The following is a 25,219-nucleotide window of genomic DNA, read 5'->3' as shown; positions in this document are numbered from 1 at the left end:
GCTCCGACTTGTCCCGCGATGCTTTTCAGGCGGTCGAGCAGTGCAGTACCAACTTCGCCCCGCCTAGCTCGCTACTGCCCACTTCCAGTCTGAACCCGTGCAGGTCGACGATCGCTGCGACGATCGACAACCCCAGCCCGAACCCTGGGTGACGATGGCCTTCCTCGCTGCGATAGAAGCGCTTGAGCACCGCCGCCCGCTCCTGTTCCGGAATCCCTGGCCCGCTGTCCTCGATGGCGATATGCACGCCATCGTCGTCCTGCCGTGCCTGGATCCGTACCTGCCCACCCTCTGGGGTGAACTTGATGGCATTGCCGACTAGGTTGGCCAAGGCCTCGAACAGCAGCTCCCGGTCGCCGTGCAGCGCGGGCAGTTGCGCAGGCTGCTCCAATTGCAGTCGAATGCTGCCATCCTCTGCAAGCGGCAGGTAGAAGTCGTGCAGCTCCACCAGCAAATTGTGCGGATCAAGCTCGACGAACCCTGCGCGGCGCTGGCGGTCTTCCAGCTCGCTGATGCGCAGCAGGCCGCGGAAGCGTGCCATCAGGGTGTCGGTCTCGCTGATGGCTTGATCCAGCGCTTCGGCTTCCGGCGAGTTCGCTCCGCTCTGCTGGCGAATGCGGTAGAGCTGGGCGCGCAGGCGGGTCAGCGGTGTACGCAGGTCGTGGGCAATGTTGTCGCAGACACCCTTGACCTCGTGCATCAGCCGTTCGATGCGGTCGAGCATGGCGTTGACGATCGCGGCCAGCATGTCCAGCTCGTCACGCCGTGCCGACAGCGGCAAGCGGTGGGTGAGGTCGCCGGCGACGATCAGCTCGGCGCTGGCTTGTACCGCGCGGATACGCTTGAGCGGGCGCCTGCGTAGCAGGTACCAGCCGGCGAAACCGGGAATCAGCGTCAGTGAAATCCCCCAGAGCAGCGCGTGCAGAATGATCCGGGTCACCACGAACAGCGAGCCGTTGTCGCGCACCAGCACCAGCCAGCGGCCATCGGAGATGCGGATCGCCACGGCATCGCAGCTGTCGCGCGGCAAGTGCGGATCGTCGGCATCCAGGCAACGCTTGAGTTCGTGAACCTTGCCATCCAGGCCCAACTCCGCCGGGATCGAGCGGATACGACCGCCGATGGGGTTGAGTTGCGGGTCGAACAGGCCGTAGGCGTCGAAGCTGCGTTCTTCGAAGGCCTGGCTGGCGATCAGTGCATCGTCCAGCTGCTTGCCGGTCATGTGCGCGAAGAGGTGCTGGCGTTGCAGCATGGAGTGGCGGGTCAGCTTGTTCAGATAGCTGGTGACCTCGAAGTACAGCACCCCCATGAGGATGCTGCTCCAGGCCACGAACAGGAAGCTGTACAGCGCCAGCAGGCGGCTGGTCGAGGAGCTCCAGCCTTTAGACGGGTTCAGCAATGGCATAACCGGAGCCCCGTACGGTTCGGATCAGCGGTGTCTGGCCGGGTGGATCGATCTTCTTGCGCAGACGACCGATGTGGACGTCGATCAGGTTGGTGCCTGGATCGAAGTGATAGCCCCAGACTTCCTCGAAGATCATCATGCGAGTGATGACCTGCCCGGAGTGGCGCATCAGGAATTCGAGCAGTTTGTATTCGGTTGGCAGCAGGTTCAGGCTGCTCTCGCCGCGTCGGGCTTCATGGCTGATCAGGTCCAGCTCCAGGTCGGCGACCTGCAGGCGGGTCTGGGTCATGGGCACGCTGTTGCGCCGCAGCAGCACTTCGACACGGGCCGCCATTTCGTCAGAGGCGAAAGGTTTGGTCAGGTAGTCGTCGCCGCCGGCACGCAGGCCGCGCACGCGTTCGTCGACATCGGACAGGGCGCTGATCATCAGGATTGGCGTGGCGATCTTCAGGCTGCGCAGGGTGGTGACGATGGTCAGGCCATCGACTTCCGGGAGCATCCGGTCCACGGTGATCAGGTCATAGCCGCCGGCAATAGCCTTGGCCAGGCCTTCGCGGCCATTGTCTGCCCAGTCGACTTCCAGCCCGTGGCTGGAAAGTTCGGCGACGATTTCCTGGGCGGTGACGGCGTCGTCTTCGATGGTCAGTACGCGGGGCATGCTAGTACCTGGGCGGCGATTGGATGACTGATTGTGCCAAAGAATAGACAAACGGCGATTTAAGAAAAATTCATCTATCGGGGGCATGGTGCCAGTATCGGCTTTTCCCGCACAGAGACTGGCCCTGACAGCAATGAAAACGGGGCGTGCCATCACTGACACGCCCCGTTTTCATTGCAAGGCGACGCCTCAGGCGACCTTGATGATCCAGCCCGCCGGCGCTTCGACGTCACCGCTCTGGATGCCGGTCAGCTCGTTGTAGAGCTTCTGGGTGACCGGGCCGACCTTTTCCAGGTCGTGGAACACGTGCAGTTTGCCGTTGTACTCGATACCACCGATCGGGGTGATCACTGCGGCCGTACCGCAAGCGCCCGCTTCGATGAAGCGATCGAGCTTGCTGATTTCGACATCGCCTTCGATCACGGTCAGGCCCAGGCGCGATTGCGCCAGTTCCATCAGCGACAGGCGAGTGATACCTGGCAGTACCGAGGCCGATTTCGGCGTGACGAACTCGTTGTTGGCGGTAATACCGAAGAAGTTGGCCGAACCGACCTCCTCGATCTTGGTGTGGGTCAGCGGATCCAGGTAGATGGCGTCGGCGAAGTTGGCTTTCTTCGCTTCGGAACCCGGTTGCAGGCTGGCGGCGTAGTTGCCCCCGACCTTGGCTGCGCCGGTGCCCTGTGGGGCGGCACGGTCGAAGCTGGAGATCTGGAAGTTGTGCGGCTTCATGCCGCCTTTGAAGTACGAGCCCACCGGGATGGCGAATACCGAGAAGATGAACTCCGGCGCGGTACGCACGCCAATGTTGTCACCGGTGCCGATCACGAACGGACGCAGGTACAGGGCACCCTTGCCGTGCGGCGGAACGAACTTCTCGTTGGCCTTGACCACCTGCTTGCACGCCTCGATGAACACATCGGTCGGCACGTGCGGCATCAGCAGGCGGGCGCAGCTGCGCTGCATGCGGGCGGCGTTCTGGTCCGGGCGGAACAGGTTGATCGAGCCATCCTTGCAGCGGTAGGCCTTCAGGCCCTCGAAGCATTGCTGGCCGTAGTGCAGGGCAGTCGAGCCTTCGCTGATGTGCAGCACGTTGTCGTCGGTCAGGGTGCCTTTGTCCCACTCGCCGTTGCGCCACACGGACAGGTAGCGCTTGTCGGTCTTGATGTAGTCGAAGCCCAGCTTGTCCCAGTTGATCTCGTTGCTCATGACACCCTCTATTGTCTTGCAGAGGCCCGATCGCTCGGGCTGCTTTTAAATGCGCACCTCGCCACGATAATACATCCGCAGAGGATGGGGAACGGCCAGTCATGAATTGCCCTGGATGCTTCGTCGTTCAGCCCAGGTCGAGGCATCCATCAAGGTGCAGGCATTCAAGGAATACGCTGTCGTGGGAGGCGACCAGCAGGGCGCCAGAGAACTGCTCCAGCATGGTTTCCAGTGCCTGCAGCGAAGGCAGGTCCAGGTGGTTGTTGGGTTCGTCGAGCAGCAACAGGTCCACCGGTTGTTCGCGGTACAGCACTGCAGCCATCGCACCCTTGATGCGCTCCCCGCCACTGAGCAGTGTGCTGGGCAGCTCTATTCGGGCGGCGTCCAGGCCCAGTTGGGCAAGACGGGTTCGCATCTGTGCCTGTGAAAGGGCAGCGTTGCCCTGGCGCAGGTGCTCGAGCAGCGACAGCCCAGGCGTCAACTGACTGCAATGCTGGTCGAGCAGGGCAACGTCGCCGCTGATTTGCAGGGTGCCTGCTGTGGCCTGTAGCTCTCCGGCCAGCAGCCGCAATAACGTGGACTTTCCGCTGCCATTGGCCCCAAGCAGCCCCAGGCGCTCACCAAGTGACAGGCTCAGGCTCAGCGGGGTAGCTGTGCCCCGTGGCAGGCACAGCGCGTCTAGTCGCAGTACTCCGCGCCCGCGATGACGTGCGGGTGTCGGCGCGTGCAGGGTGATCGCCGTGTGTCGCTCGACCTGTCGCGCAGCCTCCCGGACCTGTTCGTGCAGCGCTTGATGTGTAGCCTGCTGGTCGCGCCGTTGCTTGCCGGCGCTCACCTGGCTACGTTGCTGCTGGCGATCAATGAGGATCTTCGCCTGGTTGGCATGCTTGGCTTGATGCCCCACTTGCGCCTGATGCCGCACGAGATTTTCGTGCTGGCGTTGCAGTTCGCGGGCCTGGCGTTGCTGTTGCTGCTTGGCACGCGCAAGCGCCTGCTCGGCCCGGGCTTGGGCGTGCATTTTCTGCTCGGCGTAGAACGCGTAGTTGCCGCCGAATGCCTGCAGCCCGAGCGATGAAAGCTCCACGATACGTTCCATGGAGGCCAGTAGTGTGCGGTCATGGCTGATCACCAGCAGGCCTTTGTCCCAAGCTTGGATCATTTCCAGGAGATTGGCGCGAGCGCAGCGGTCCAGGTGGTTGCTGGGCTCGTCAAGGATCAGGAAGTCGGCATCACTGGCCCACGCACCGAGCAGGGCGATGCCCATTGCCTGGCCGCCGCTGAGCGTGGCTGGGGCTTGCTGCAGGTCGACGCTGGCAAAGCCTTGTCGGTCGAGCAATGCCCGAAAGCGCTCGCGAACATCCCAGCGATCCGCGACCAGGTCGAAGTCGTTGGGGGCGGTGCTGCCTGCTTCAATGCGCTCGAGGGCCTGGACTACCGGGGCGACCTGGGCCAACTCGGCAACCGTCGCGCTGCGGTGGATGCTCTGCTGGTCCAGATGGTGGACGCGGCCGATGCGTCGACAGCGCCCTGAAGTGGGCGCGCGCAGGCCGGCAAGGATATGCCCCAGCAGGCTCTTGCCCACGCCATTGCGTCCGACCAACCCGGTACGCCGCTGGTCGAAGGATTCATTGAGTTCGGAAAACAGCAACCTGCCATCGGGCAAGGCCAGGGAGACGCTCTCGAGCGTCAGGATCGACGTATTCGTCATGGGTAACTCCACGCATGCCACAACATCCCCACCTGTAAGCAGGGGCTGAAGATTGGCCGTCGAAGGGGACGGCGGCATTAGTGGCGCATTGGACGAACACCTCGTGAATGAGTAGCGGTGCCAAGGGTAATGGTCAGGAGAGCCCAGGTAAAGGGCTCAACCCGGATCGCTGCTCTGCGTGCTGTTCAGTGGTCCCCAATCTGCTGACAAAACCGCAGCAAATTGCCGAACGGATCACGGATCTACATCGGAACAATATTTCGTCTGATTGGTAAGCAAGTGGATTCCTGTGGCGGCCAGAAATATAGGCCATAGAAATCCTGGGATGCCCAGCAATGTTACATGTCCGAGAAAGAAAAGGCTTGCAATGGAGCATGACATTAGAACGATGCCCGTCCACTTGCGCCTGTTTGGACGACGAAGGGTTCTGTCTGTGAGGAACGCAATCAGTGACAAGAAGGCGATGCTGATCAGATCGTTCATCATGCTGCTCGGCTGTTGATGATCAGGCTCTTGATGGTGCGCTGGGGTCCTATGCCGCCTTGGACTTGGGCTTGAATACTGACGATTCTGTCGCGGGAATGGAATGTAGGGATGCGGCTGGTGACATAGGAGCCGACCAGGCCCCCTACTACAAAGCCGCCTATTGGCGTAATGGTTCCGATGGGGTGCTGACCGCGCTTCCGAACAAAGCGCCGGCGCTGTTGCGCTGCTCGTTCAGCAGGTCAGCCTGGCTTCGAGAAATGGGGGAGGAGATAGCTACGCGCAGCCAGCATGGTCTGTCATTTGCCTGCATGCGATCGTAGACCTCGAGGATGAGGTCGATAACGCGATAGTTGTCTTGACGGGCTGCAGTTAAGCAAAGCTGGTTCAAGCGACTTCGATCTGAGGGTTGGACGGTCACTTCATTGATTTGGAACGTGATCCCGTGATGATCGACGACGTGATATGTACTTGTAGCCTGCAAGCGAAGTCCCTTACTGGTGCCGAACCTGTTTCAGATGCGCGCACAATGCAGAACTTTCGCTGCTGAGCCTATTCAGGGGTGTCTAAACAGTGTGTGGGAGATTTCAGCAATGTTATTCATCCCCAATCTGCTGACAAAACCGCAGCAAATTGCCGAACGGATCACGGATCTGCATTTGCAGCCCCCAGTCCACCCGCTCGGCTTCGGGGCGTGAATAACCGTACTTTTTGGCCTGCAGTTCGCTTTCGAGCGCCTTCAGATCCTCGACCCGGGCAAACACGGTAGAGCCCGGCGTGGCGTCGCCATAGTGCTCGGACAGGTGCAGGATCAGCCCGTCGCGGTGTATTTGCGCGTACAGCGGCAGGTCGGGGGCGAAGCGGTGTTCCCAGTCGAGGCTGAAGCCCAGGAAATCGAGGTAGAACTCCTTGGCCTTGTCGACCGAGAAGATGCGCAGCACGGGAATGGCGGGGGCGAATTGCATGGGGGCATCCTTACCGGGTGAGAGATCGCCACTCTAGCGCATCGCGGTCGGCCGTGGCGATTGGCTCACAGCCCCACGCTGGCGCGTACCATAGCATAGGCCTGGCGTACCAGGGGGTTGACCGTGTTGGCCCGCACCCACAGGTGATAGGTGACGTCAGGCAACGGCGGCAGGCCATCACTCTGGCCGAGCACACGCATGTCCGGGCCGACCATTTCCTGGCTGCGCGCGGTGATGCCCAAGCCTGCGCGTACCGCAGCCTTGATGCCGATCAGGTTGGACGCCAGGTAGGCCTGGCGCCACGGGATGCCGGCCTGTTCCAGGGCGTCCAGGGCCAGTCGGCGATACAGGCTCGGTTCGTCCACCAGCACTAGCGGCAGCGGTTCGCCGGGGATGTGCTGGTACTGCGCTGCACAGATCCACCACACCGGCGAGGTACGCAAGGCGAAACCCTCGACGCCGGGGGCGTTGACGGTGGAAATGACCATGTCGACCTTGCCACGCTGCAGGTCGTCCATCAGGAATGGGCTACGGCCGACGTCTATCTCCAGGCGCAGGTTCGGCGCCGAACGGGCGATATGGCCGAGCAGCGGTGGCAGGATGGTGTCGGCGATGTCGTGCGGCGAACCGATCCGCAGCACGCCGCTCAGGCCGTCCTGGCGCAGGCCGGCGAGGGCTTCGTCGTTGAGTGCGAGCATCTGCCGGGCATGGCGCAGCAGCTGCCGGCCGGCGTCGGTGAGGGCTTTGTGCCGGCCCTGCTTGCGCAACAGCGCCACGCCCACCTGCTGTTCCAGGCGTTGCATGTGTTGAGTGACCGAGGCCTGGGTGCGGGCCAGGTGACGACCCGCTTCGGCGAAGCTTGTGTGATCGACGATGGCGACGAAGGTGCGCAGCAAATCGAGGTCCAGGGCGGGTGTGGTCATGGGTGGGCCTGCGGTTGGAATGGGGGCGGATCGCCTGTTTTTACATTACTGTCGATCAATAAACGATAAAGAAACATTATGTTTTGTTGGCCTGGATTTGCAATGTCTGGGTGCAATCCCCTTTGTTTTCGCTGCTTATGCCAAATAAAGCTGCTGATCACTCGATCCAAGTTATAACGATAGGCAATATTTGCATTTCCCCTGATCCTGCCAAGTTTCTAGGATGCGCCCTCACTGGCCGGGTGTTCCGGCTGCCGGGATCAGGAGCCCACCATGTCGCTGTCCACCGTTGCCCGTCGCGGCCTGTTTGCCGCGTTGCTCGCCACCACCGGCCTGGCCGCCAGCGGCCTTGCCCAGGCCGATGCCACCCTGGACAAGATCCAGCAGCGCCACAAGCTGGCGGTGGGTGTGGTGCTTTCCGGTGGCCCCTTCGGGGCCATCGACCCGAATACCCGCGAGCCAATCGGTTTCAGCGTCGACCTGGCTCGCGACCTGGCACGCCAGTTGGGCGTCGAGGTCGATCTGGTCGCCGTACAGCCGGCCAACCGCGTGCAGTTCCTGCAACAGGGCAAGGTCGATCTGCTGATTGCCAACATGGAATGGACACCTGAGCGCGACAAGCTGCTGGGCCACGTGCCCACGCCGTTCTACCGGGTCGGCGGCACCGCCGCGCTGGCCAAGGACAGCCCGGTCAAGACCTGGGCCGACCTCAAGGGCCAGCCGGTGTGCACCTCCCAGGGCAGCAGCTACACCCAGGCGCTGATCGACCTGGGCGCCGACCTCAAGGCCTTCAAGACCTCCGCCGAATCCCTGCTGGCCCTGCGCGGCAACAACTGCGTGGCCGCGGTGCATGACGCCACGCTGATCAATCCGCTGTTGGCCAAGGGGGGAGAGTGGAGCGGCTATCGTGCCCTGGCCCCGGAACTGAACCCCGCGCCCTCGGTGATCTGGACCCGCCTGGGCGAAACCGATACCCAGCAGCGCCTGGACCCCTTCGTCAAGCAGTGGCACCGCAGTGGCTGGCTGATCGAGCGTGAGCAGGCCAACCACATCACCCCGGCCTCGCCGGCGCTGGTGGAGTTGCGTGCCAAGCTGCAGGGCGAAGGCGCCTGATGAGCGACAGCCTGCACTGGCTGGTGGGGCAGCTTGCCCATCTCGGCCTGAACTACGCCTTCCTGCTCGACGCCTATGCCAGCGGCAAGCTGCTCGACGGTGCGTTGACCACCCTCGGTCTGTGCCTGTTCAGCATCGTCGGCAGCCTGCTGGTGGGGGTGTTGTTGGCTGCCGCGGTCACGTCCGGGAAGCGCTGGCTGACCTGGCCGGCGCGGGCCTTCATCGAGGTGACGCGTAACACGCCGACCCTGGTGCAGCTGTATTGCGCTTTCCTGGTGCTGAACATGCTGATCAACCAGAGCCTGGGCAGTGCCAACCCCATGACCCCGTTCGCCTGGGTGGTGCTGGTGATCTCCCTGCACAAGGGCGCCTTTCACGCCGAAGCCCTGCGCGCCGGGATCGAAGCCGTGCCGGCGGTGACGCTCGAAGCGGCCAGCTCGCTGGCCTTCAGCCGTCGCCAGCAACTGCTGCAGGTGCAACTGCCGCTGGCCGTGCGTTTCGCCTTGCCGGCGCTGGTCAACAACTTGATCGACCTGGTGAAGATGACCGCGGTGGCCTCGGCCATCGCCGTCAACGACATTACCTATGCGTCGATCATGATCTGGACCCAGGGCGACAACGTCATCGAGTTGATGCTGCTGATCCTGGCCTTTTTCGGACTGCTCAGCTTTGCAGTCAACTGTATCGGTCGCGCCCTGGAAGCGCGCCTGAGGATGCCAGGTTATGGCCATTGAGCATTTCGCCACGCTCTGGCAGTGGTCGCCCACCCTGGGGGCAGGCCTGCTGCAGAATATCCAGATCAGCGTCGGCGCCATTGGCCTGGGCACGCTGCTGGGGCTGCTGGTGGGGATCCTGCTGCTGTCGCCGCTGCGCCCCCTGCGCGGCGTGGCGCGGTTGTGGGTGCAGGTGTTTCGCAATGCACCCTGGTTGGTGCTGATCTACTTTACCTCCTATGTATTCCCGTTCGATGTGCAGATCGCCGGTGCCTGGGTGGCCTTTCCCGACTGGCTCAAGGTCACCGTGGGCCTTGCGCTGCCAGCCAGCGCCAACGTAGCCGAGATCTTCCGGGGCGCGGTCGCCTCGATTCCGGCCACTCAGTGGGAGGCCGCGCGCTCGTTGGCCTTCAGCCGTGGCCAGATTTTCACCTCGATCATTCTGCCGCAGTGCCTGCGGCGCATGCTGGCGCCGTGGATGAACCTGTACGCGGTGGTGACCATGGGCACCGCGCTGGCTTCGCTGGTGGGCGTGCACGACCTGATCGACAGTGCGCAGATCGCTGCCAACACCGTCAACCGCAGCGGTTTCACGGTGCTGGTGTATTTCAGTGTGCTGGCGCTGTTCTTCTTCTACTGCTACCCGATTGCCCGCCTGACCCAACGCCTGGAGCGTCGCTATGCCTTCTGAACCTTTGATCCAGCTTCGCGATGTGCACCTGGCCTTTGGCGACAATCCGGTGCTGCGCGGTATCGACCTGGACGTGCAGGCCGGGCAGGCGGTGTCGATCATCGGCCCGTCCGGCTCAGGCAAATCGACCATCCTGCGCTGCATGACCGGGCTGTTGCGCCCGCAGCGCGGCAACATCCGCATAGGGGATACCGCAGTGGAGCAGTTGCAGGGCGAAGCCGGGCTGATCGCCCTGCGCAAGCAGGTCGGTTTCGTCTTTCAGCAGTACAACCTGTTTCCCCACCTGAGTGTGCTCGACAACCTGCTGATCGCCCCGACCAAGGTGCTCGGCCGCCCGCGCCAGGCTGTGCGCGACGAGGCCCTGGCGCTGCTCGACAAGGTTCGCCTGGGGCACAAGGCCACGGCGTTCCCGGGTGAGCTCTCCGGTGGCCAGCAGCAGCGCGTGGCGATTGCCCGCGCCCTGGCCATGCGGCCCAAGCTGATCCTGTTCGATGAAGTGACCTCGGCGCTCGACCCAGAGATGGTCGGTGAGGTGCTGGCGGTGATCCGCGAGTTGACCGAGGAGGGCATGACCTGCGTGCTGGTCACCCACGAGATGCGCTTTGCCGAAGAGATCAGCGACCAGGTGTATTTCACCGAGCATGGGCGCATCGTCGAGCACGGCAGTGCCGAGCAGGTGTTCCGTGCCCCGACCCATGCACGTACCCAGGCCTTCCTCCAGCACGCGCTGGGCGAGGGCAGCCAGCGTCCGAGCCGTCCGGCGCCCGATGTATTGACCAACCTGGGGCGCTACAGCCTCAGCGTGTGATTTCAGCCTCCAGCCAAGAGAGACCGACAATGTCCCGTGATTCCGTGATCCAGCCGTTCCTTGCGCAAGTGCGTGCCATCCATGCGTGCGGCGTCGACCGTGCAGCCCTGCAGCAGATCGTCAAGCTGCTCGAGGGCCTGGCCGAGCGCCGCGAATTGTTCAACTTCGAGCGCTTTCCGGCCCCGGATGCCGCGACCGGCGAAACCCAGTTTCGCTATCGCCTGAACGACGACGGCGAGTCGCCGACCCTGTACGTCAATTCGCTGTTGCCAGGCAAGGCGACCCTGCCGCACAACCACGAGACCTGGGCGATCATCGTCGCCGTCGAGGGCCAGGAGCTCAACCGCGTGTACCGCCGCGAGGACGACGGCAGCGATCCGGCCCGTGCCACCCTGGCGCTGGAGCGCGAGATCGTGGTGCAGCCTGGAACCTCGGTGGCCTTCCTGGGCGAGGACCTGCATGGCATCCGCGTCGAGGGCGACAGCCCGACGCTGCACTTCCACCTCTATGGCCGCCCGCTGGAGTCTCTGGAGCACCGCTACGGCGTCAAGGATGACGGTAGCGTGGTGAACTACAACAAATCACAGATGGCGCCTTCGATCGAGGCTTACGGGCTTTGAGATGGGTGTCGCGCTTTTCGCGGGCAAGCCCGTAAGGCACCTGTAGGAGCGGGCTTGCCCGCGAAAGGAACGACACGATCTCCCAGCGCTGCTCCCCACCAACGACCACGGACTGCGTCCCATGATCCCCAGCATCACCCCCGAGCTTCTGCACACCTGGCTGTTCGACGGCCAGGAAATTGCCCTGTTCGACCTGCGCGAGCACGGTCAATACGGCGAGGCCCACCTGTTCTACGCCGTCAATCTGCCCTACAGCCGCCTTGAGCTCGAAGCGCCGCGCCTGGCGCCCAATCCTGCGGTGCGTGTGGTGGTCTACGATGAGACCGGCGGTGCGTTGGCCCAACGCGGAGCCGAGCGTCTGCAAGCGTTGGGCTATACCGCCGTGCATTGCCTGGAGGGCGGCAGCCTGGGCTGGCAGCGCGCCGGTTTCGAGCTGTTCGCCGGTGTGCACCTGCCTTCGAAGGCCTTCGGCGAGCTGGTCGAGCATGCCTGCCACACCCCGCGCATCAGTGCCCAGGAGCTGGCTGAGTGGCAGCGCCAGGGCAAGCCGTTGGTGCTGCTCGATGGTCGCCCGCTGGAGGAGTTCGCCAAGATGAGCATCCCCGGCGCCACCTGCTGCCCGAATGGCGAGCTGGGCTATCGCCTGGAAGACCTGGTGAGCGACCCGCACACCCCGGTGGTGATCAACTGCGCCGGTCGCACCCGCAGCATCATCGGTGCGCAGACGCTGATCAACCTGGGTATAGACAACCCGGTCTATGCCTTGGAGAACGGCACCCAAGGCTGGTACCTGGTGGACCTGCCGCTGGATCACGGTAGCGAGCGTGGGTACTCCGAGCACAGCGGCGCCGCGCTGACCAGGCAACGTGCGCGGGCGCGGCAACTGGCCCAGCAGGCGGGGGTCGCCTGGGTGGATGCAGAGCAGGTCCGACAGTGGGCCGCCGACGCCGGGCGAAGCCTGTTTCTCTGCGACGTGCGCACCCCCGAAGAGTTCGCCGCCGGCAGCCTGCCGGGCGCACAGCATTGCCCAGGTGGCCAGCTGATCCAGGGCACCGACCTGTATATCGGTGTGCGCAAGGCCCGTGTGGTGCTGTTCGACACGGATGGCGTGCGCGCGCCAGTGGTCGCCAGTTGGCTGCGCCAGATGGGCCACGAGGCCCATGTGCTCGAAGGGGGCCTGGACAGCGGCCTGGCTCTGGACGTGACTGCACCATTGCCGGTGACCCTCGCAGAAGCCCGCGTCGATGAGCTTGCAGACGCGTTGCTGATCGACCTGCGCTCCAGCACCGCCTACCGCAAGCGCCACCTGCAAGGCGCCCGGTGGTCGATCCGTCCGCAGCTGGCGCAGCAGGTGGGCGGGGCTGGGCAGCGCCTGGTGTTCATCGCCGACGATCCGCGCGTGGCGCAGTTGGCGCTCGCCGAGCTGACACCTGCTCAGCAACAGGCCGCACGCCTGTTCCCCCGTGCATCGCTGAACGACTGGCCGCAGGTGGAGAATGACCTGTCGTTGCCGGATGCAGCCTGTATCGACTTCCTGTTCTTCGTCCATGACCGGCACAGCGGCAACAAGGACGCGGCTCGACAGTACCTGGCCTGGGAAACCGGCCTGATCGCCCAGATGAACGAGGCCGAAACCGCAAGCTTCAGTCCGTTGACCCCTGTCGACCCGGTGGCCACGCGCCTGGTGCACGGTGGTCGGGGCGAGCCGGGTACAGGTGCGCATGGGGTCAATCCGCCTGTGAGCCGCCTGAGCACGGTGCTGTTCGACAGCGTCGCCGACATGCGCCAGGCCCGCAGCCGCCGCGACCAGGAGCGTGTGCTCAGCTACGGAGCCCGTGGCAACCCCACGGCCTTTGCCCTGGAAGACCTGGTCAGCGAGCTGGAAGGGGGGTATCGCACCCGCCTGTACGCCACCGGCCTGCAGGCAATCGCCCAGACGTTCCTGGCCTACTTGCGTCCGGGAGATCATCTGCTGGTCAGCGATGGTGTCTACGATCCGGTGCGGCGCCTGGCGCGTGAGCTGCTCGAACCCTTCGGCGTGCAGGTGCAGTACTTCGCCGCCGACGGCCGTGACCTGGAGCAGGTGCTGCGCGCCGAAACACGCATGGTCTACAGCGAAAGCCCCAGCTCGTTGCTCTACGAGCTCAACGACCTGCCGGCCATGGCTGCCCTGTGCAAGGCCCGCGGCGTGCTGCTGGCCGTCGATAACACCTGGGGCTCGGGCTACCTGCACCGGCCGCTGACCTTGGGCGCCGACATTTCGGTCATGGCCCTGACCAAGTACCTGGGCGGACACAGCGACGTGATGATGGGCAGTGTCTGTACTACCCGCGAAGCCTTTGCCGCGCTCTCGCGCATGAGCGACAACTGCGGCTGCACCGTAAGCCCCGACGATGCCTGGCTAGTGTTGCGTGGTGCGCGTAGCCTGGCCAGCCGCATGGCTGTGCACGAGCGTCAGGGGTTGGACATCGCGCGCTGGTTGCAGCAGCGCGAGGAGGTGGCACAGGTGTTCCATCCAGCCTTGCCGGAGCACCCTGGGCACGCCTTGTGGCAGCGCGATTTCAGCGGTAGCAATGGCTTGCTCAGTTTCACCCTGGCGAACCCATCGCTGGCGAGCGCCGAGTCCTTTGTCAATGGCCTGCGCCTGTTCGGGATCGGTGCATCCTGGGGCGGCTACGAAAGCCTGGTGACCTTGGCCGGGACCCGCGAGCGCCAGTGTGTGCCAACCCTGGTCGGGCCCCTGGTGCGCCTGCACGTGGGGCTGGAGGACGTGCGTTCGTTGCAACGCGATCTGGACCAGGCCCTGCGCCGGGCGCGTTGAGTCAGAGCATCGGCGGTCCCTCACGCCGGCGCTGCGCCCACAGGCATGCCGCAGCACACAATCCGCCGCCGCACGCGGCGGTGACCATCAGCGCGATGAACATGCTGCCGGGCATGCCTGTCCCCAGCAGGTAGCCGCACAGTACCGGGCTCAGTGCGCCGCCGACTGCCGCCAGGTTCTGGAATCCGTAGTAGCTGCCCTTGAGGTGTTCAGGGGCAATGCTGTCGATGAACAGGAACTCGCTGGGCAACAGGATCATTTCGCCGAGGGTGAAGACGAACATTGCCAGACACCAACTGATCAGATTGTCGGCATACAGGAACCCCGCCAGCCCGCCGATGAACAGCACCGCGCCGATGCTCATCCAGCGCCCCAGGTTGTCGCGGCTGAGCAGCCGGCCGAACTGAAATTGCAGCACGATCACCACCAGGGCGTTGCAGGCCAGCAGCGCCGGGAGGGTGGTCATGGCCTGCGCCGGTGGGTACTTCACCAGCAGGTACTGCGACAGGTAGATGGTGAAGCGTCCGTGCACCAGGGCGTTGAGCACGCTGCCCGCGGTGAACAGCAGCAGGATGCGGTCGCTGCGCACCGCCGCCAGTACGGCCATGAAGCGCGTTGGCGGCTGCGCGGTAAGGGTGGTGTTCGCCGTGCTGGCGGGCACCGCGCTCATCACCCACAGGCTCAGCAGGGCCACCGCGCTGGCGGTCCAGAAGGGCGCCAGCGGGTGCAGCCCGACCAGCACCACGCCGAGCATCGGGCCGGTGGCGTAGCCGATGTTGGTGAGGGTGTAGCGCAAGGAGAAGGCCTTGGCGCGCTGCTCGATCGCCAGGTATTCGCCGAGCATGGCCTTGGAACCAATGACGAACAGTGCCGAGGCCGACTCGGTCAGCACCAGGGTCAGCGCGGCCTGCCAGGCGTCCTGGGCGAAGGTCAGCAGCAGGAAGCCGATCGCGGTCGAAAGCATCGCCAGGCCCAGCAGGCGACGCTTGTCGAAGCGGTCGATCACGTAGCCGCCGTAGAGGCCGAACACGGTGCCCGACAGTGCGGCGACACTGATCAGCAGCCCCACGTCATGCTGGGCCATGCCCAGTTGTGTGGTGAGGAACAACGCCAGCAGGGGGCTGGTGAGCGAGCGGCTGATCACCAGGGTCAGCGAGCTCAGCATCAGGCGGCGGATGACGGGGGAGTAGGTGGCCACAGTCCATTCTCGGGCATTGGGAAATGTCGGTATGGGCCTTTTCGCGGGTTCACCCGCGAAAAGTACGCCGCAATTTCAACCTGTCGAATCACTTCCCGCCGTTGATGGTGATCGGGTTCAGCTCGCCATCGGCTGCGCCCCATTTCTCCAGGATCTTGCGGTAGCTGCCATCGTCGACCATCGCCTGCAGTTCGCTGCGGATCGCAGCCGACAGCGCAGCGTTATCCTTGGCCACGCCCAGCCCGGTGAGCTGGGTGGTCAGCGGGGTACCCAGAATCTTGAAGGTGCCTTTCTCCAGGTCCTGGATATAAGGCAGCGTTTCGCTGCCTTGCACGGCGGCATCAAGGCGCCCTTGGCGCAGTTGCGCGCGCGCATCGGCACTGCCCTCGGAACCGAGCACGATCACTGCCGGCTTGCCATTGGCTTCGCAGTTGGCCTTGCTCCAGGTGGCGACATCGTTGGGCCAGGTAGTGCGGCGGCTGGTGCCGACTTTCTTGCCGCACAGGTCGGTCATCTCGTTGATCTCGCCGCGGCTTTGCAGGGTGTAGAACTGCGGGCCGCTGGTGAAGTAGTCGACGAAGGTCACCACCTGCTGGCGTTCCTTGGTGTCGGTCATGCCCGAAAGGATGATGTCGACGCGCTTGGTGACCAGGGCGCTGATCATCTGCTCGAAGGCGGTCTCCTGCCACTTGATCTTCACCCCCAGGCGTTCGGCCAGGGCGTTGCCCAGGTCGACATCGACGCCGGTCAGCTGGTTGGTGGCCGGGTCCTTGAAGTCCATCGGTGGGTAGTTGGGGACGATTGCGGCGACGATTTCGCCCTTGGCCTTGATCGAGGCCGGAAGTTCCACGGCGGCCTGGGCGTTGAAGGCCAGGGCGGTCAGTACGCTGCACGCAAGAAGGGTTTTTTTCATGCCTAGGGTTCTCTTTATGGTTGTGGGCGGCAGTCAGGTACGAACCGCGGAAATGAAGTTCTGGGTCCGCGGGTTCTGGGGGGCCAGGAGCACCTCTTCGGGGCTTCCTGCTTCTACGATCTGTCCGGCGTCCATGAACACCACTCGGTTGGACACCTCGCGGGCAAAGCCCAGCTCGTGGGTGACCACGACCATGGTCATGCCGGACTTGGCCAGGTCACGCATGACCGACAGCACCTCGCCGACCAGCTCGGGGTCCAGCGCGGAGGTGGGTTCGTCGAACAGCATCAGTTTCGGGCGCATGGCCAGGGCGCGGGCGATGGCGACACGCTGCTGCTGACCACCGGAAAGCTGGATGGGGTAGTGGTCGCGCTTGTCGCTCAGGCCGACCCGGGCCAGCAGTTCGAGGGCATCCTCGGTGGCTTCCTTGGGCGAGCGGCGCAGCACCTGGCAGGGCCCTTCGATGATGTTCTGCAGCACGGTCAGGTGGGGGAACAGGTTGAAACGCTGGAACACCATGCCGGTGGCCAGGCGCTGGCGGGCGATCTGCGATTCGGTCAGTTCGTGCAGCTTGTGGCCGGCCATGCGGTAGCCGACCAGCTCGCCGTCGACCCACAGACCGCCGCCATCGACCTTTTCCAGCTGGTTGATGCAGCGCAGGAAGGTGCTCTTGCCGGAGCCCGAGGGGCCGATCACGCAGAGCACTTCGCCTTGCTCGATCTCCAGGTTGATGTCGTTCAGCGCGTGGTAGTCGCCGTAGTATTTCTGCAGGCCGACGGCCTTGACGATGCTTCTCATGGGCATGTTCTCTCTAGGGCCGATCAGGAGCGCTTGCCAGCGCCCTTGGCGAAGTGACGTTCCAGGCGGCTCTGGCCGAACGACAGCAGGGTCACCACTGCCAGGTACCAGATGCCGGCAACGATCAGCAGCTCCATCACCCGCGCGTTGGCGTAGTAGATGTTCTGCGCGTTGTGCAGCAGCTCCGAATACTGGATGACGCTGGCCAGGCTGGTCATCTTGACCATGCCGATGAACTCGTTGCCCACCGGCGGGATGATGATGCGCATGGCCTGGGGCAGGATGATCCGGCGCAGCGCCTGCAGGCGCGGCATGCCGATCGACTTGGCCGCTTCGTACTGGCCCGTGTCCACCGACAGCAAGCCGGCACGCACCACCTCGGCGGTGTAGGCGCCCTGGTTGATGCTCAGGCCCAGCAGCGCGGCGACGAAGGGGGTCATCAGCGTCACGGTGTCGAACTGGAACAGGCCAGGAATGCCGATGGTGGGGAAGATCAGCGCCAGGTTGAACCACAGCAGCAGTTGCAGGATCAGCGGCGTACCCCGGAACAGCCAGGTGTAGGCCAGCGCCACGTACTGCAGGATCGGGTTCTGCGACATGCGCATCACTGCGGTGATGACGCCGAAGACGATGCCCAAGGCCATGGCGATCACCGACATGACGATGGTATTGCCCAGGCCCCAGAGGATCGCCTCGGAGGTCAGGAACTGGCCGACGAAGGCCCATTCGATCTTGCCGTTGGCAAAGGCATTGGCCAGCCCCAGCAACAGCACGACGATCAGCGTGGCGAAGAACATGCGCCCGTAGTAACGGCGCGGGACATGTTCGTAGCGGCTGATGTCGAACTCGTTTTCCTGTTGCCTGCGCTCATCGGCGAGGCGTTTGGCGTGTATCTGACTCATGGTGTGGCTCCGCAGTCGGCGCAGGGCGCCTGGGCGTGTCGATCGGTGGCGGGCAGCGGGTCCTTGCGAAACCGCTGCCCACAGGTCTTCAGGTGCGCGGCCCTTGGTAATGGGCAGCCCAGGCCTGTTGTTCTTCAAGGGCGACTTTCAGGCGCACGATCTGCTCGCGCACGCGTTGTGGCGCAGTACCGCCGTGGCCGCTGCGCATGGCGATGGCCGCTTCCAGGGTGAGGCTCTCGCGCACCTCGGGTGTCAGGCGCGGGTCGATGTCGGCGAGCATCGCAGGGCTCGCCTGCCACAGCTCGATGTCCTGCGCCTCACAGGCGCGCACCAAGGCTCCGGTGATCTCGTGGGCCTCCTTGAACGGTACGCCGCGCATGGCCAGCCAGTCGGCGACCTCGGTGGCCAGGGTGAAGCCCAGCGGCGCCTGGCGGCGCAGTTCGTCCACGCGCACCTGCATGGTCCGCACCATGCCGGCCATGGCGGGGAGCACCAGGCCTAGCGTGTCGAGCGTGTCCATCACCTCGCTCTTGTCCTCGGCCAGGTCGCGGTTGTACGACAGCGGCAGGGCCTTGAGGGTGGACAGCAGGCCGGTCAGGTTGCCGATCAGGCGCCCGGCCTTGCCACGGGTGAGCTCGGCGATGTCCGGGTTCTTCTTCTGCGGCATGATCGAACTGCCGGTGGCATAGGCATCGTCCAGCTCGACCCAGCGGAACTGGCGCGACGACCACAGGCAGAATTCCTCGGACAGGCGCGACAGGTTGATGCCGAGCATGCTGGCGATGAACAGGAACTCGGCGACATGGTCGCGGCTGGCCACGGCGTCGATGGAGTTCTCGCACGCGCCGCTGTAGCCCATTTCCAGCGCTGACTGTTGTGGTTGGCGGGCGATGGCCGAACCGGCCATCGCCGCAGCGCCCAGGGGCGACAGGGCCGTGCGCGCATCCCAGTCGACCAGGCGTTGCACGTCGCGCAGCATCGCTTGCGCATGGGCCAGCAACTGATGGGCGAAGCTGATCGGTTGCGCCTGTTGCAGGTGGGTGAAGCCTGGGCACAGTGTGTCGACGTGCTGTTCGGCCTGGCTCACCAGGGCGTCCTGCAGGGCCAGCACCTGTTCGGCGAGCTTGCGTGCGTGATCGCGCAGGAACAGACGCAGGTCGTTGGCCGCCTGGTCATTGCGCGAGCGCCCGGCGCGCAGTTTGCCGCCCAGCGCGCCGAGACGCTCGGTCAGCACGCGCTCGAGGAACGTATGCACGTCCTCGTCGTCCTTGATCGGCTGCACGCGGCCGGCACGAAAGTCGGCATCGAGGGTGTCGATGGCGGCCAGCATGCGCGCGGTCTCGTCGCTGTCCAGCAGGCCTGCGCGCTGCAGCTCACGGGCATGGGCACGGGAGCCTGCGAGGTCGTAGGGCGCCATCTGGAAGTAGCGTTGTGGCGAGCGCGACAGGGCGGCGAGGGCGGCTGCCGGGCCTGAGGCGAAGCGGGCGCCCCAGAGGCGGTCGGTGGGCTGAGTCATTGTTGTCGTTCCTCGAAGGAGAATCTTGTGTCAGCAGGTTCGGGCCGTCATGACGCCTGCGAAGGCAGGTTTCACATAGGCTGGGGCAGGGTATAAAAATGAATTAAATCAATCGCTTGCGACTGAAATAGAAAGTTTGGAGAGTCTTGCAATATGCCGTTGCATAGGGTCATGATGGCGAGACCGGCTGATTTCTTGTTGTGCTGTCCAGCCTGTTGAAAGCCGAGCGCGAGGTAAATACTTACAATGGAAACCTCACTTTCCACTGCGGGAAACCTGCCGGAAAAAACCCGGATTCGTGCGCCACTGGCCTTGAGTGGCCAGGACTTCAAATTGCTCAAGGTGTTCAAGGCAGTGGTCGAGGCAGGAGGCTTCAGCGCCGCGCAGAACGAATTGAACGTGGGCCTGGCAGCCATCAGCAAGCAGATTTCCGATCTGGAAATCCGTATCGGCATGCGTTTGTGCAGCCGTGGGCGGGAAGGCTTCAGCCTGACCGAAGAGGGGCAGGTGGTGTACCAGGCCTCGATCGAGCTGTTCAACTCGGTCGACAACTTTCGCGACCGCATCAGCAGTGCCCAGAACGAGCTGATCGGCGAACTGGGCGTGGGCGCCATCGACAACACCCTGTCCGACCGAAGCTCGCCCCTGATCGCCGCGATCCGGCAAATTTCCAGCGATCATCCGAAGGTGCGTGTACGCCTGAACGTGGCGCAACTGGACGAGGTGGAGCGCGGCGTCATCGAGGGTCGGTTCATTGCCGGCATTGTCCCGCTGTACCAGCGCCGGGAAGAGTTCGACTATTTCGAGATGTACCAGGAAGCTTCGGCGCTGTATTGCGGCGAAGGCCATCCATTGTTCGCCCGAAGCGATGCCGACATCCCCCTCGACAGCCTGCGCGAACACAACTTCGTCCACCACCGCTATGCCATGCACACGGCCAAATGGCAGTTCTTCGAGCAGGAGAACAACCAGACGTCGGCCACCCAGGTCGAGGCGGTGGCGATGCTGCTGCTCACCGGCAACTTCATCGGTTTTCTGCCGTGCCACTATGCACAATCGCTGGTCAGCCAGGGCCGCCTGCGTGTGATCCATGCCGAGGTGGTGCGTTTTCACACACCTTTCTGCCTGATCCTGCGCCACAACACCCCACGCAGCCCACTGGTGAAAACCTTCGCCCAGGCCATGGGGGTAAACCTGCGTTTGTCCGGGACTTGAGAAATAGCTACCACGTGCGTCCCTGCACTCGCTGGCTTCATGCGCTTTTTCAATGCCATGGAGCAGCATCATGCCGACCCGATCCCTTCCCGATGAAACGATCGATACACTGATCGCCAGCCGTCTGCCCAATTGGTTGAGTGCAGCCACGCCCGAACAACTGGACGCACTGCACCGGGCGTTGCGCGCCCAGCAACAGACGCAACATGCGGTGCGTGCCTTGCTTGGGCAGATCCAGCCACTGGAGGAATTTGCCGCGCCCCTGCTGAGCGAGGCGCTGGACAAACAGGTTCAACCCTCGCTGGATGTGCGCCGCAGCATGCTGCGGCGCGAGGTCCAGATCCGCTTCCCGTCGGGCGTCGGCTGGGCCCCGGATGGCATCGTCATGCGTAGTTTCGAACACAGCCTGCTGGCCTCGGCGCTGCATAATTTCGAGCGCGCCGAAACATCGAAGGTCGCTTGGCGGGCAGCGTCGGCAGTACTCGATGCCGAAGGCAACACGCTTGCCCTCCAGCCCCGGGCCTTCGCGGGCCTGTGTCGCACCCTGGATCTGGGGGGGCTCTACCAGCAGCATCTCAAGCACGTGCTGTTCGGCAACGATGCCATACGCCGACACAACGAAGCCCTGCTCGAACAGGGCTGGCGAGAGGGGCTGGAGGCCACAGCGTGGCTGGCGCGGCTTAAGGGTGATATCGACGAGCACATGCTGGCGGCGCTACAAAAGGTCTGCGCTTCGCCCTCCCAGCCAGCCTCGCTGACGGCACTGGACATACGCCTGTTGGGCCGCAGGATCCAGGGGGTGGTGGTGTTCCAGATGCCCGGGCAAGAGGGAGCAGAAGGTCAACCTGAGCAGTTGATCGCCTGGATACCGGACGATCCGCAGGGCGCCTTGAGTGTCCACAGCTCCTGGTCCGAGCTGTTCAAGGCGCTGGGCCGGCGTTTTCGCCAGGCGGGTTACTGGTCGTTCTTCCAGCGTTTCGTCAGCGTAAAGGACCGCGTGCATTTCGCCCAGGTGCTGGAGCGCTTGCTGGCCCAAGGCGGCCCGCAGGATGCCATCGAGCTGGATGGTCGGTGGCAGCCTGTCGCAGGCCCGTTGTTCGCCCACCTGCGCCAGGTGCAGGTCGATACCCTGCTGGACGATGCAAAGGTGCTGGCCGTGCCGACCAGCCTGGTCGACAGCGTCGAGCGTGATCGTCGACTGCACTGGCTCAAGGGGCTGGGGCTCGACGTTCTGGGAATCGCCAGCTTCTTCGTTCCAGAACTCGGCTTGCCACTGCTGGCGATCACGGCCGAGCAACTGACCGAAGAGGTGTATGAGGGGTACCGTGACTGGGAACTCGGCGATCGGGAGGCAGCGCTTGGCCATCTTGTGGCGGTGGCGCAGAACCTTGCCCTGCTCGGCGTCACAGCCGGCGCCAGCAAGGTGCTTGAGCGGGTCGCGCAGGTCGACGAACTGGCCCCCCTACGGGGCGCCGATGGTCAATTGCGCCTGGCGCGTGCCGATCTTCCCGGTTATGCCACGCAAGAAGTGGCGCTGGCGCACGGTGAGCGGGCAACCCTCGACGGGCAGACGTATCAGGGGATCGAGGGTACGACCTATCGCTTGGGCGATGACCCGGATGTAGCGGCAGCGGCGCACCCGAACCGACCCGAGGCATCGACCATTGCGCTTGAGGACAACGGTGCCGGTGGCCTGCGCCATGCCCTGGAGCCTGCCCAGCAATGGCAGGGGGAAGGCATGCTGATACGCCGTCTGGGCAGAGGGTTGCGCCAGGTGAGTGACGATATGGCCGGTCCGCTGCTGCGCAGTATCGGGATGGACGAGGCGCAGCTACGGCGACTGCACCTTGAAAATGCACCTGCGCCAGCGCGTCTCTACGATGCGGCGCAGCGTTATCAATTGCACGACAGCTTTCCCAAACTGCGTGGCGCCGCGTTCGAAGCTCACGTCCGGGAGCAGGAGAACACACCAGGCCCGGCAGCGCAGCCCTTGCACCGTGATTTTCCCTCCCTCACGACGCGTGCGAGCCAGGAACTGCTCGACCAGGCCAATGCTGACCAGCTCCAGCAACTGCTGGAGCACGGACGGGTGCCGCTGGCGTTGACCGAGCGTGCGCGCTGGCAGTTGCGTGACGCCCGTCTTGATCGGGCCTGTGCAGGTTTCGAGCAGACCGCCGCGGTGGTTCAGGATACCGAACAACTGGCGTTGGGACTGTTGCAGGCCTGGTCGCCCTGGGACAGCTCTGTACGTATCGAGGTGCGTGACGGACATTTCGATGGCCAGGTGCTGGCACAGGTAGGCGATTCGCTTGCCAGCCAGACGCGTCGAATGATCAAGACCGCGAAAGGCTATCTGGCAGTCGATGCTCAAGGGACGCCCATGCCGGGTGCCTACGCCACGGACGATCTGTTCCAGGCCCTGCTATGGCATCTGGATGCACCACAACGGTTGCAGTTGGGCGAGGCGGCCCGTTCTGCCCGGCACCTGGCCGATGCCCTGGCCGCGCGCGCCTTTGCCCAGCGCGAGCAGGCTGCCCGCCTCATTGGCATGGCGCCCATCGGTGCAGGTCTGCGCCCTGCGCAACGGTTGGGCGACGGACGCATCGGTTACCTGTTGAGCGGCCGCCCCGAAGGGTCACGTCGTGCCTTGCTGCGGGGTTATCAGCAAGTCTTTCCGACCCTGTCGGATGTAGAGGTCGAAGCGTATCTGGAGACTGTGCGCCAGCGCGGCGAGGGCCTGTGGGATCACCTGCGCAACCTGCAACAGCAAATGATTAGCCTCAACCAAAGCCTGGGCAGCTGGCGTCGTGAGGCAACCCGCGCGCCCATGATCGAGCGGCGTCGCCTGATCGCCCAGCGCATCCGCCATTGCTGGCGGCGCAAGCGTGTCGAACACGATGGCACGTACCGACTGATCATCGACAGCGAACGGCTTGATAGCCTGCCCACACTTCCTGAGGGCGTGACGTTCGAGCATGTCACCCAACTGACATTGCGCCGCCTGAACCTGCAGGCCATCGACGCAGATTTCCTCTCGCGCTTTGCCAGCCTGCGCAGCCTCGATCTGCGTGACAACCTGATCGACAGCATTCCTGAAGGGCTGCAACTACTGACGCAGCTCACCGAACTGCACCTGGCCGGCAACCAGATCGTCATCGACGAAGCCGGCATGGCCAGGCTGAGCGTGCTGACGCAACTGCGTACCCTGGACCTTGCGCACAACCCCATCGGCCGACTGCCGCCGCTTGGTCCCCTGGAGAACCTGCAGCGTCTGTCATTGCGCGGTACGGGGTTGGTTGAGCTGCCAGTCGAGGTGTACATGCATCCGCAGCTCGAGGATATCGACCTGCGCGACAACAACATCAGCGACATGAGCCCGACTCTTGCGCGTTCGCGTCGTCGCCTGGCCGGCCTGAGCCTGCATGACAATCCGCTGCCTGAAACAGCACAGGCCACACTGCGTACCGCAATGGGAGAGGATGCTGCGGTGATCGTGCCCCTGCGCCGACATGCCCCGGGAGGGCAGGAGTCGCTCGAACTCTGGCTGGCAGGTTCCACCGATGCGCAGCGGACGGTGCGCGAGGGCCAATGGAATGGTCTGTTGCACGAGCCGGGTAGCAGTGACCTGATGCGCTTCCTGTATGATCTTGGCCGCTCCCGTGATTACGCAATGCAGGGGCTGGATCTGCGACGCAGGGTCTGGCAGGTGATCGACGCCTGCGTACAGAACAGCGAGGTTCGCGAGGCGATCTTCCAGCAGGCTGCCGGGCCACGTACCTGCTCCGACCAGATGCTGCTGATTCTCAGCCTGCTGGAAGTTCGCGCCCTGGTCGCCACACGTACCATCGGGCTGGCCCCCGCTGCGGTTGGCCCCGCATTGACGCAATTGGGCCGCGAGCTGTATCGGCTGGACGAGGTCGACAGCATCGCCGCCCGGCACATTCAGCAGGCACGTATCGCCAATCCCTATGGTTTGCACGACGAGGTTGAGGTGCATCTGGCTTACCGGGCCGGGCTGGTCAAGCCGCTCGGGTTGCCGGCCCAGTCACGTTACATGTACCACCGGATGTTCTCCGATGTCGGGGAGGCAGAACTGCGTCGGGCGAGCACGGCGATCCTGCAGGCGGAAACCAATGCCCGCATTGCCGCATCGTTGGTACAGCGCAGTTTCTGGCAGGACTACCTGCGCAACACGCAGGCCGAAGCCTTCGAAACGCTGAATCAGCCCTACCATGAGCGCCTCGAAGCACTGATGGCCGAGGTCGAGTCCTCGCCTGAGCAGGGCGTGCTCGACGACATCCAGACGTTGGCCGAGGAGCGCAGTACTGCCGAGCGCGAGTTGGTCCTGGCGTTCACCTTGAGCATGCTGGATGCGCATCCGTGGGTTGGAAGCTAGCTGCTTGAGCGGGCGCTGTTTCAAGACCTGCAGGGCAGGATGGGGGCGCTCGCGAGGATGTGCCAGGTCGATAGGCAGGTCTTCGCGAATGCGCCCCGGGTGGGCATCCATCACGATCACTCGGTCACCCAGGTACAGCGTTTCTTTGATGTCATGGATGACCTACA

Annotated in this window: 19 protein-coding genes; 8 read left to right on the top strand and 11 right to left on the bottom strand. The window is 64.0% G+C overall.

The window, feature by feature from the left end:
- Window positions 1-25: 25 nt before the first annotated feature.
- The 6 genes from ACK3BK_RS14630 to ACK3BK_RS14605 all read right to left on the bottom strand — a co-directional run bounded on the left by ACK3BK_RS14630 (window position 26) and on the right by ACK3BK_RS14605 (window position 7,348).
- Window positions 26-1,405 (bottom strand): sensor histidine kinase, encoded by a 1,380-nt coding sequence (locus ACK3BK_RS14630; RefSeq protein WP_186664014.1) that lies wholly within the window; start codon window positions 1,403-1,405, stop codon window positions 26-28.
- Window positions 1,383-2,063: a response regulator transcription factor gene (locus ACK3BK_RS14625; protein WP_186664016.1), complete on the bottom strand. Its 681-nt coding sequence runs from the start codon at window positions 2,061-2,063 to the stop codon at window positions 1,383-1,385. Before ACK3BK_RS14625 ends, ACK3BK_RS14630 begins: the two co-directional genes overlap by 23 nt.
- Window positions 2,064-2,252: 189 nt before the next feature.
- Window positions 2,253-3,269, bottom strand: coding sequence for a branched-chain amino acid aminotransferase (locus ACK3BK_RS14620; protein ID WP_054891515.1), 1,017 nt, complete (start codon window positions 3,267-3,269; stop codon window positions 2,253-2,255).
- Window positions 3,270-3,396: 127 nt separating this feature from the next.
- Entirely contained in the window at window positions 3,397-4,977 is a 1,581-nt protein-coding gene (locus ACK3BK_RS14615) for an ATP-binding cassette domain-containing protein (protein ID WP_411382708.1), read from the bottom strand.
- Between the two features lie 1,079 nt (window positions 4,978-6,056).
- Window positions 6,057-6,425: a glyoxalase superfamily protein gene (locus ACK3BK_RS14610; protein WP_411382707.1), complete on the bottom strand. Its 369-nt coding sequence runs from the start codon at window positions 6,423-6,425 to the stop codon at window positions 6,057-6,059.
- A gap of 65 nt (window positions 6,426-6,490) precedes the next feature.
- Complete coding sequence (locus ACK3BK_RS14605) at window positions 6,491-7,348, bottom strand: LysR substrate-binding domain-containing protein (RefSeq protein WP_186664022.1); 858 nt, start codon at window positions 7,346-7,348, stop codon at window positions 6,491-6,493.
- A 273-nt stretch (window positions 7,349-7,621) separates the two neighbouring features.
- On the opposite strand from ACK3BK_RS14605, the gene ACK3BK_RS14600 reads away from it, so the two are divergent.
- The 6 genes from ACK3BK_RS14600 to metC all read left to right on the top strand — a co-directional run bounded on the left by ACK3BK_RS14600 (window position 7,622) and on the right by metC (window position 14,114).
- Window positions 7,622-8,461, top strand: a complete 840-nt coding sequence (locus tag ACK3BK_RS14600; RefSeq protein WP_186707807.1) for a transporter substrate-binding domain-containing protein — start codon at window positions 7,622-7,624, stop codon at window positions 8,459-8,461.
- The gene (locus ACK3BK_RS14595) at window positions 8,461-9,195 is read left to right on the top strand and encodes an amino acid ABC transporter permease (protein WP_411382706.1); all 735 of its coding nucleotides are present in this window, start codon (window positions 8,461-8,463) and stop codon (window positions 9,193-9,195) included. Before ACK3BK_RS14600 ends, ACK3BK_RS14595 begins: the two co-directional genes overlap by 1 nt.
- On the top strand, window positions 9,185-9,865 hold the full coding sequence (locus ACK3BK_RS14590) for an amino acid ABC transporter permease (protein ID WP_411382705.1): 681 nt from the start codon (window positions 9,185-9,187) through the stop codon (window positions 9,863-9,865). The genes ACK3BK_RS14595 and ACK3BK_RS14590 overlap by 11 nt, the downstream gene beginning before the upstream one ends.
- Window positions 9,855-10,673 carry an amino acid ABC transporter ATP-binding protein gene (locus ACK3BK_RS14585; protein ID WP_186664030.1) on the top strand — a complete coding sequence of 273 codons (819 nt, stop codon included), beginning with the start codon at window positions 9,855-9,857 and terminating at the stop codon, window positions 10,671-10,673. The genes ACK3BK_RS14590 and ACK3BK_RS14585 overlap by 11 nt, the downstream gene beginning before the upstream one ends.
- 29 nt (window positions 10,674-10,702) lie before the next feature.
- A complete protein-coding gene (locus tag ACK3BK_RS14580) occupies window positions 10,703-11,293 on the top strand; it encodes a cysteine dioxygenase (RefSeq protein WP_411382704.1) in 591 nt (196 codons plus the stop codon).
- A gap of 121 nt (window positions 11,294-11,414) precedes the next feature.
- The gene (gene metC, locus ACK3BK_RS14575) at window positions 11,415-14,114 is read left to right on the top strand and encodes a cystathionine beta-lyase (RefSeq protein ID WP_411382703.1); all 2,700 of its coding nucleotides are present in this window, start codon (window positions 11,415-11,417) and stop codon (window positions 14,112-14,114) included.
- Window position 14,115: 1 nt separating this feature from the next.
- On the opposite strand, the gene ACK3BK_RS14570 is transcribed toward metC, so the two are convergent.
- The 5 genes from ACK3BK_RS14570 to argH form a co-directional block, all read right to left on the bottom strand.
- Window positions 14,116-15,312: an MFS transporter gene (locus ACK3BK_RS14570; protein WP_411382702.1), complete on the bottom strand. Its 1,197-nt coding sequence runs from the start codon at window positions 15,310-15,312 to the stop codon at window positions 14,116-14,118.
- 88 nt (window positions 15,313-15,400) lie between these two features.
- The gene (locus ACK3BK_RS14565) at window positions 15,401-16,225 is read right to left on the bottom strand and encodes an ABC transporter substrate-binding protein (protein WP_186664038.1); all 825 of its coding nucleotides are present in this window, start codon (window positions 16,223-16,225) and stop codon (window positions 15,401-15,403) included.
- A gap of 33 nt (window positions 16,226-16,258) precedes the next feature.
- Window positions 16,259-17,023 carry an amino acid ABC transporter ATP-binding protein gene (locus ACK3BK_RS14560; RefSeq protein ID WP_186665400.1) on the bottom strand — a complete coding sequence of 255 codons (765 nt, stop codon included), beginning with the start codon at window positions 17,021-17,023 and terminating at the stop codon, window positions 16,259-16,261.
- A 23-nt stretch (window positions 17,024-17,046) separates the two neighbouring features.
- Window positions 17,047-17,925, bottom strand: a complete 879-nt coding sequence (locus tag ACK3BK_RS14555; protein WP_054891502.1) for an amino acid ABC transporter permease — start codon at window positions 17,923-17,925, stop codon at window positions 17,047-17,049.
- 88 nt (window positions 17,926-18,013) lie between these two features.
- On the bottom strand, window positions 18,014-19,441 hold the full coding sequence (gene argH, locus ACK3BK_RS14550) for an argininosuccinate lyase (RefSeq protein WP_411382701.1): 1,428 nt from the start codon (window positions 19,439-19,441) through the stop codon (window positions 18,014-18,016).
- A 246-nt stretch (window positions 19,442-19,687) separates the two neighbouring features.
- Here argH and ACK3BK_RS14545 point away from each other — a divergent pair, with 246 nt between their 5' ends.
- On the top strand, window positions 19,688-20,656 hold the full coding sequence (locus tag ACK3BK_RS14545; protein WP_186664042.1) for a LysR family transcriptional regulator: 969 nt from the start codon (window positions 19,688-19,690) through the stop codon (window positions 20,654-20,656).
- A gap of 70 nt (window positions 20,657-20,726) precedes the next feature.
- Window positions 20,727-25,052 (top strand): NEL-type E3 ubiquitin ligase domain-containing protein, encoded by a 4,326-nt coding sequence (locus ACK3BK_RS14540; RefSeq protein WP_411382700.1) that lies wholly within the window; start codon window positions 20,727-20,729, stop codon window positions 25,050-25,052.
- The last annotated feature ends 167 nt before the right edge of the window (window positions 25,053-25,219 follow it).

Origin of the sequence: Pseudomonas sp. L7 (assembly GCF_046605565.1) — a bacterium.
Taxonomy (GTDB): domain Bacteria; phylum Pseudomonadota; class Gammaproteobacteria; order Pseudomonadales; family Pseudomonadaceae; genus Aquipseudomonas; species Aquipseudomonas wayambapalatensis.
This window is presented reverse-complemented; position numbering and strand designations above follow the sequence as displayed.

Excerpts from the sequence above, each read along its gene's own strand:
- ACK3BK_RS14630 (WP_186664014.1), bottom strand. The coding sequence starts at position 1,405 with ATGCCATTGCTGAACCCGTCTAAAGGCTGGAGCTCCTCGACCAGCCGC.
- ACK3BK_RS14625 (WP_186664016.1), bottom strand. The coding sequence starts at position 2,063 with ATGCCCCGCGTACTGACCATCGAAGACGACGCCGTCACCGCCCAGGAA.
- ACK3BK_RS14620 (WP_054891515.1), bottom strand. The coding sequence starts at position 3,269 with ATGAGCAACGAGATCAACTGGGACAAGCTGGGCTTCGACTACATCAAG.
- ACK3BK_RS14615 (WP_411382708.1), bottom strand. The coding sequence starts at position 4,977 with ATGACGAATACGTCGATCCTGACGCTCGAGAGCGTCTCCCTGGCCTTG.
- ACK3BK_RS14610 (WP_411382707.1), bottom strand. The coding sequence starts at position 6,425 with ATGCAATTCGCCCCCGCCATTCCCGTGCTGCGCATCTTCTCGGTCGAC.
- ACK3BK_RS14605 (WP_186664022.1), bottom strand. The coding sequence starts at position 7,348 with ATGACCACACCCGCCCTGGACCTCGATTTGCTGCGCACCTTCGTCGCC.
- ACK3BK_RS14600 (WP_186707807.1), top strand. The coding sequence starts at position 7,622 with ATGTCGCTGTCCACCGTTGCCCGTCGCGGCCTGTTTGCCGCGTTGCTC.
- ACK3BK_RS14595 (WP_411382706.1), top strand. The coding sequence starts at position 8,461 with ATGAGCGACAGCCTGCACTGGCTGGTGGGGCAGCTTGCCCATCTCGGC.
- ACK3BK_RS14590 (WP_411382705.1), top strand. The coding sequence starts at position 9,185 with ATGGCCATTGAGCATTTCGCCACGCTCTGGCAGTGGTCGCCCACCCTG.
- ACK3BK_RS14585 (WP_186664030.1), top strand. The coding sequence starts at position 9,855 with ATGCCTTCTGAACCTTTGATCCAGCTTCGCGATGTGCACCTGGCCTTT.
- ACK3BK_RS14580 (WP_411382704.1), top strand. The coding sequence starts at position 10,703 with ATGTCCCGTGATTCCGTGATCCAGCCGTTCCTTGCGCAAGTGCGTGCC.
- metC (WP_411382703.1), top strand. The coding sequence starts at position 11,415 with ATGATCCCCAGCATCACCCCCGAGCTTCTGCACACCTGGCTGTTCGAC.
- ACK3BK_RS14565 (WP_186664038.1), bottom strand. The coding sequence starts at position 16,225 with ATGAAAAAAACCCTTCTTGCGTGCAGCGTACTGACCGCCCTGGCCTTC.
- ACK3BK_RS14560 (WP_186665400.1), bottom strand. The coding sequence starts at position 17,023 with ATGAGAAGCATCGTCAAGGCCGTCGGCCTGCAGAAATACTACGGCGAC.
- ACK3BK_RS14555 (WP_054891502.1), bottom strand. The coding sequence starts at position 17,925 with ATGAGTCAGATACACGCCAAACGCCTCGCCGATGAGCGCAGGCAACAG.
- argH (WP_411382701.1), bottom strand. The coding sequence starts at position 19,441 with ATGACTCAGCCCACCGACCGCCTCTGGGGCGCCCGCTTCGCCTCAGGC.
- ACK3BK_RS14545 (WP_186664042.1), top strand. The coding sequence starts at position 19,688 with ATGGAAACCTCACTTTCCACTGCGGGAAACCTGCCGGAAAAAACCCGG.
- ACK3BK_RS14540 (WP_411382700.1), top strand. The coding sequence starts at position 20,727 with ATGCCGACCCGATCCCTTCCCGATGAAACGATCGATACACTGATCGCC.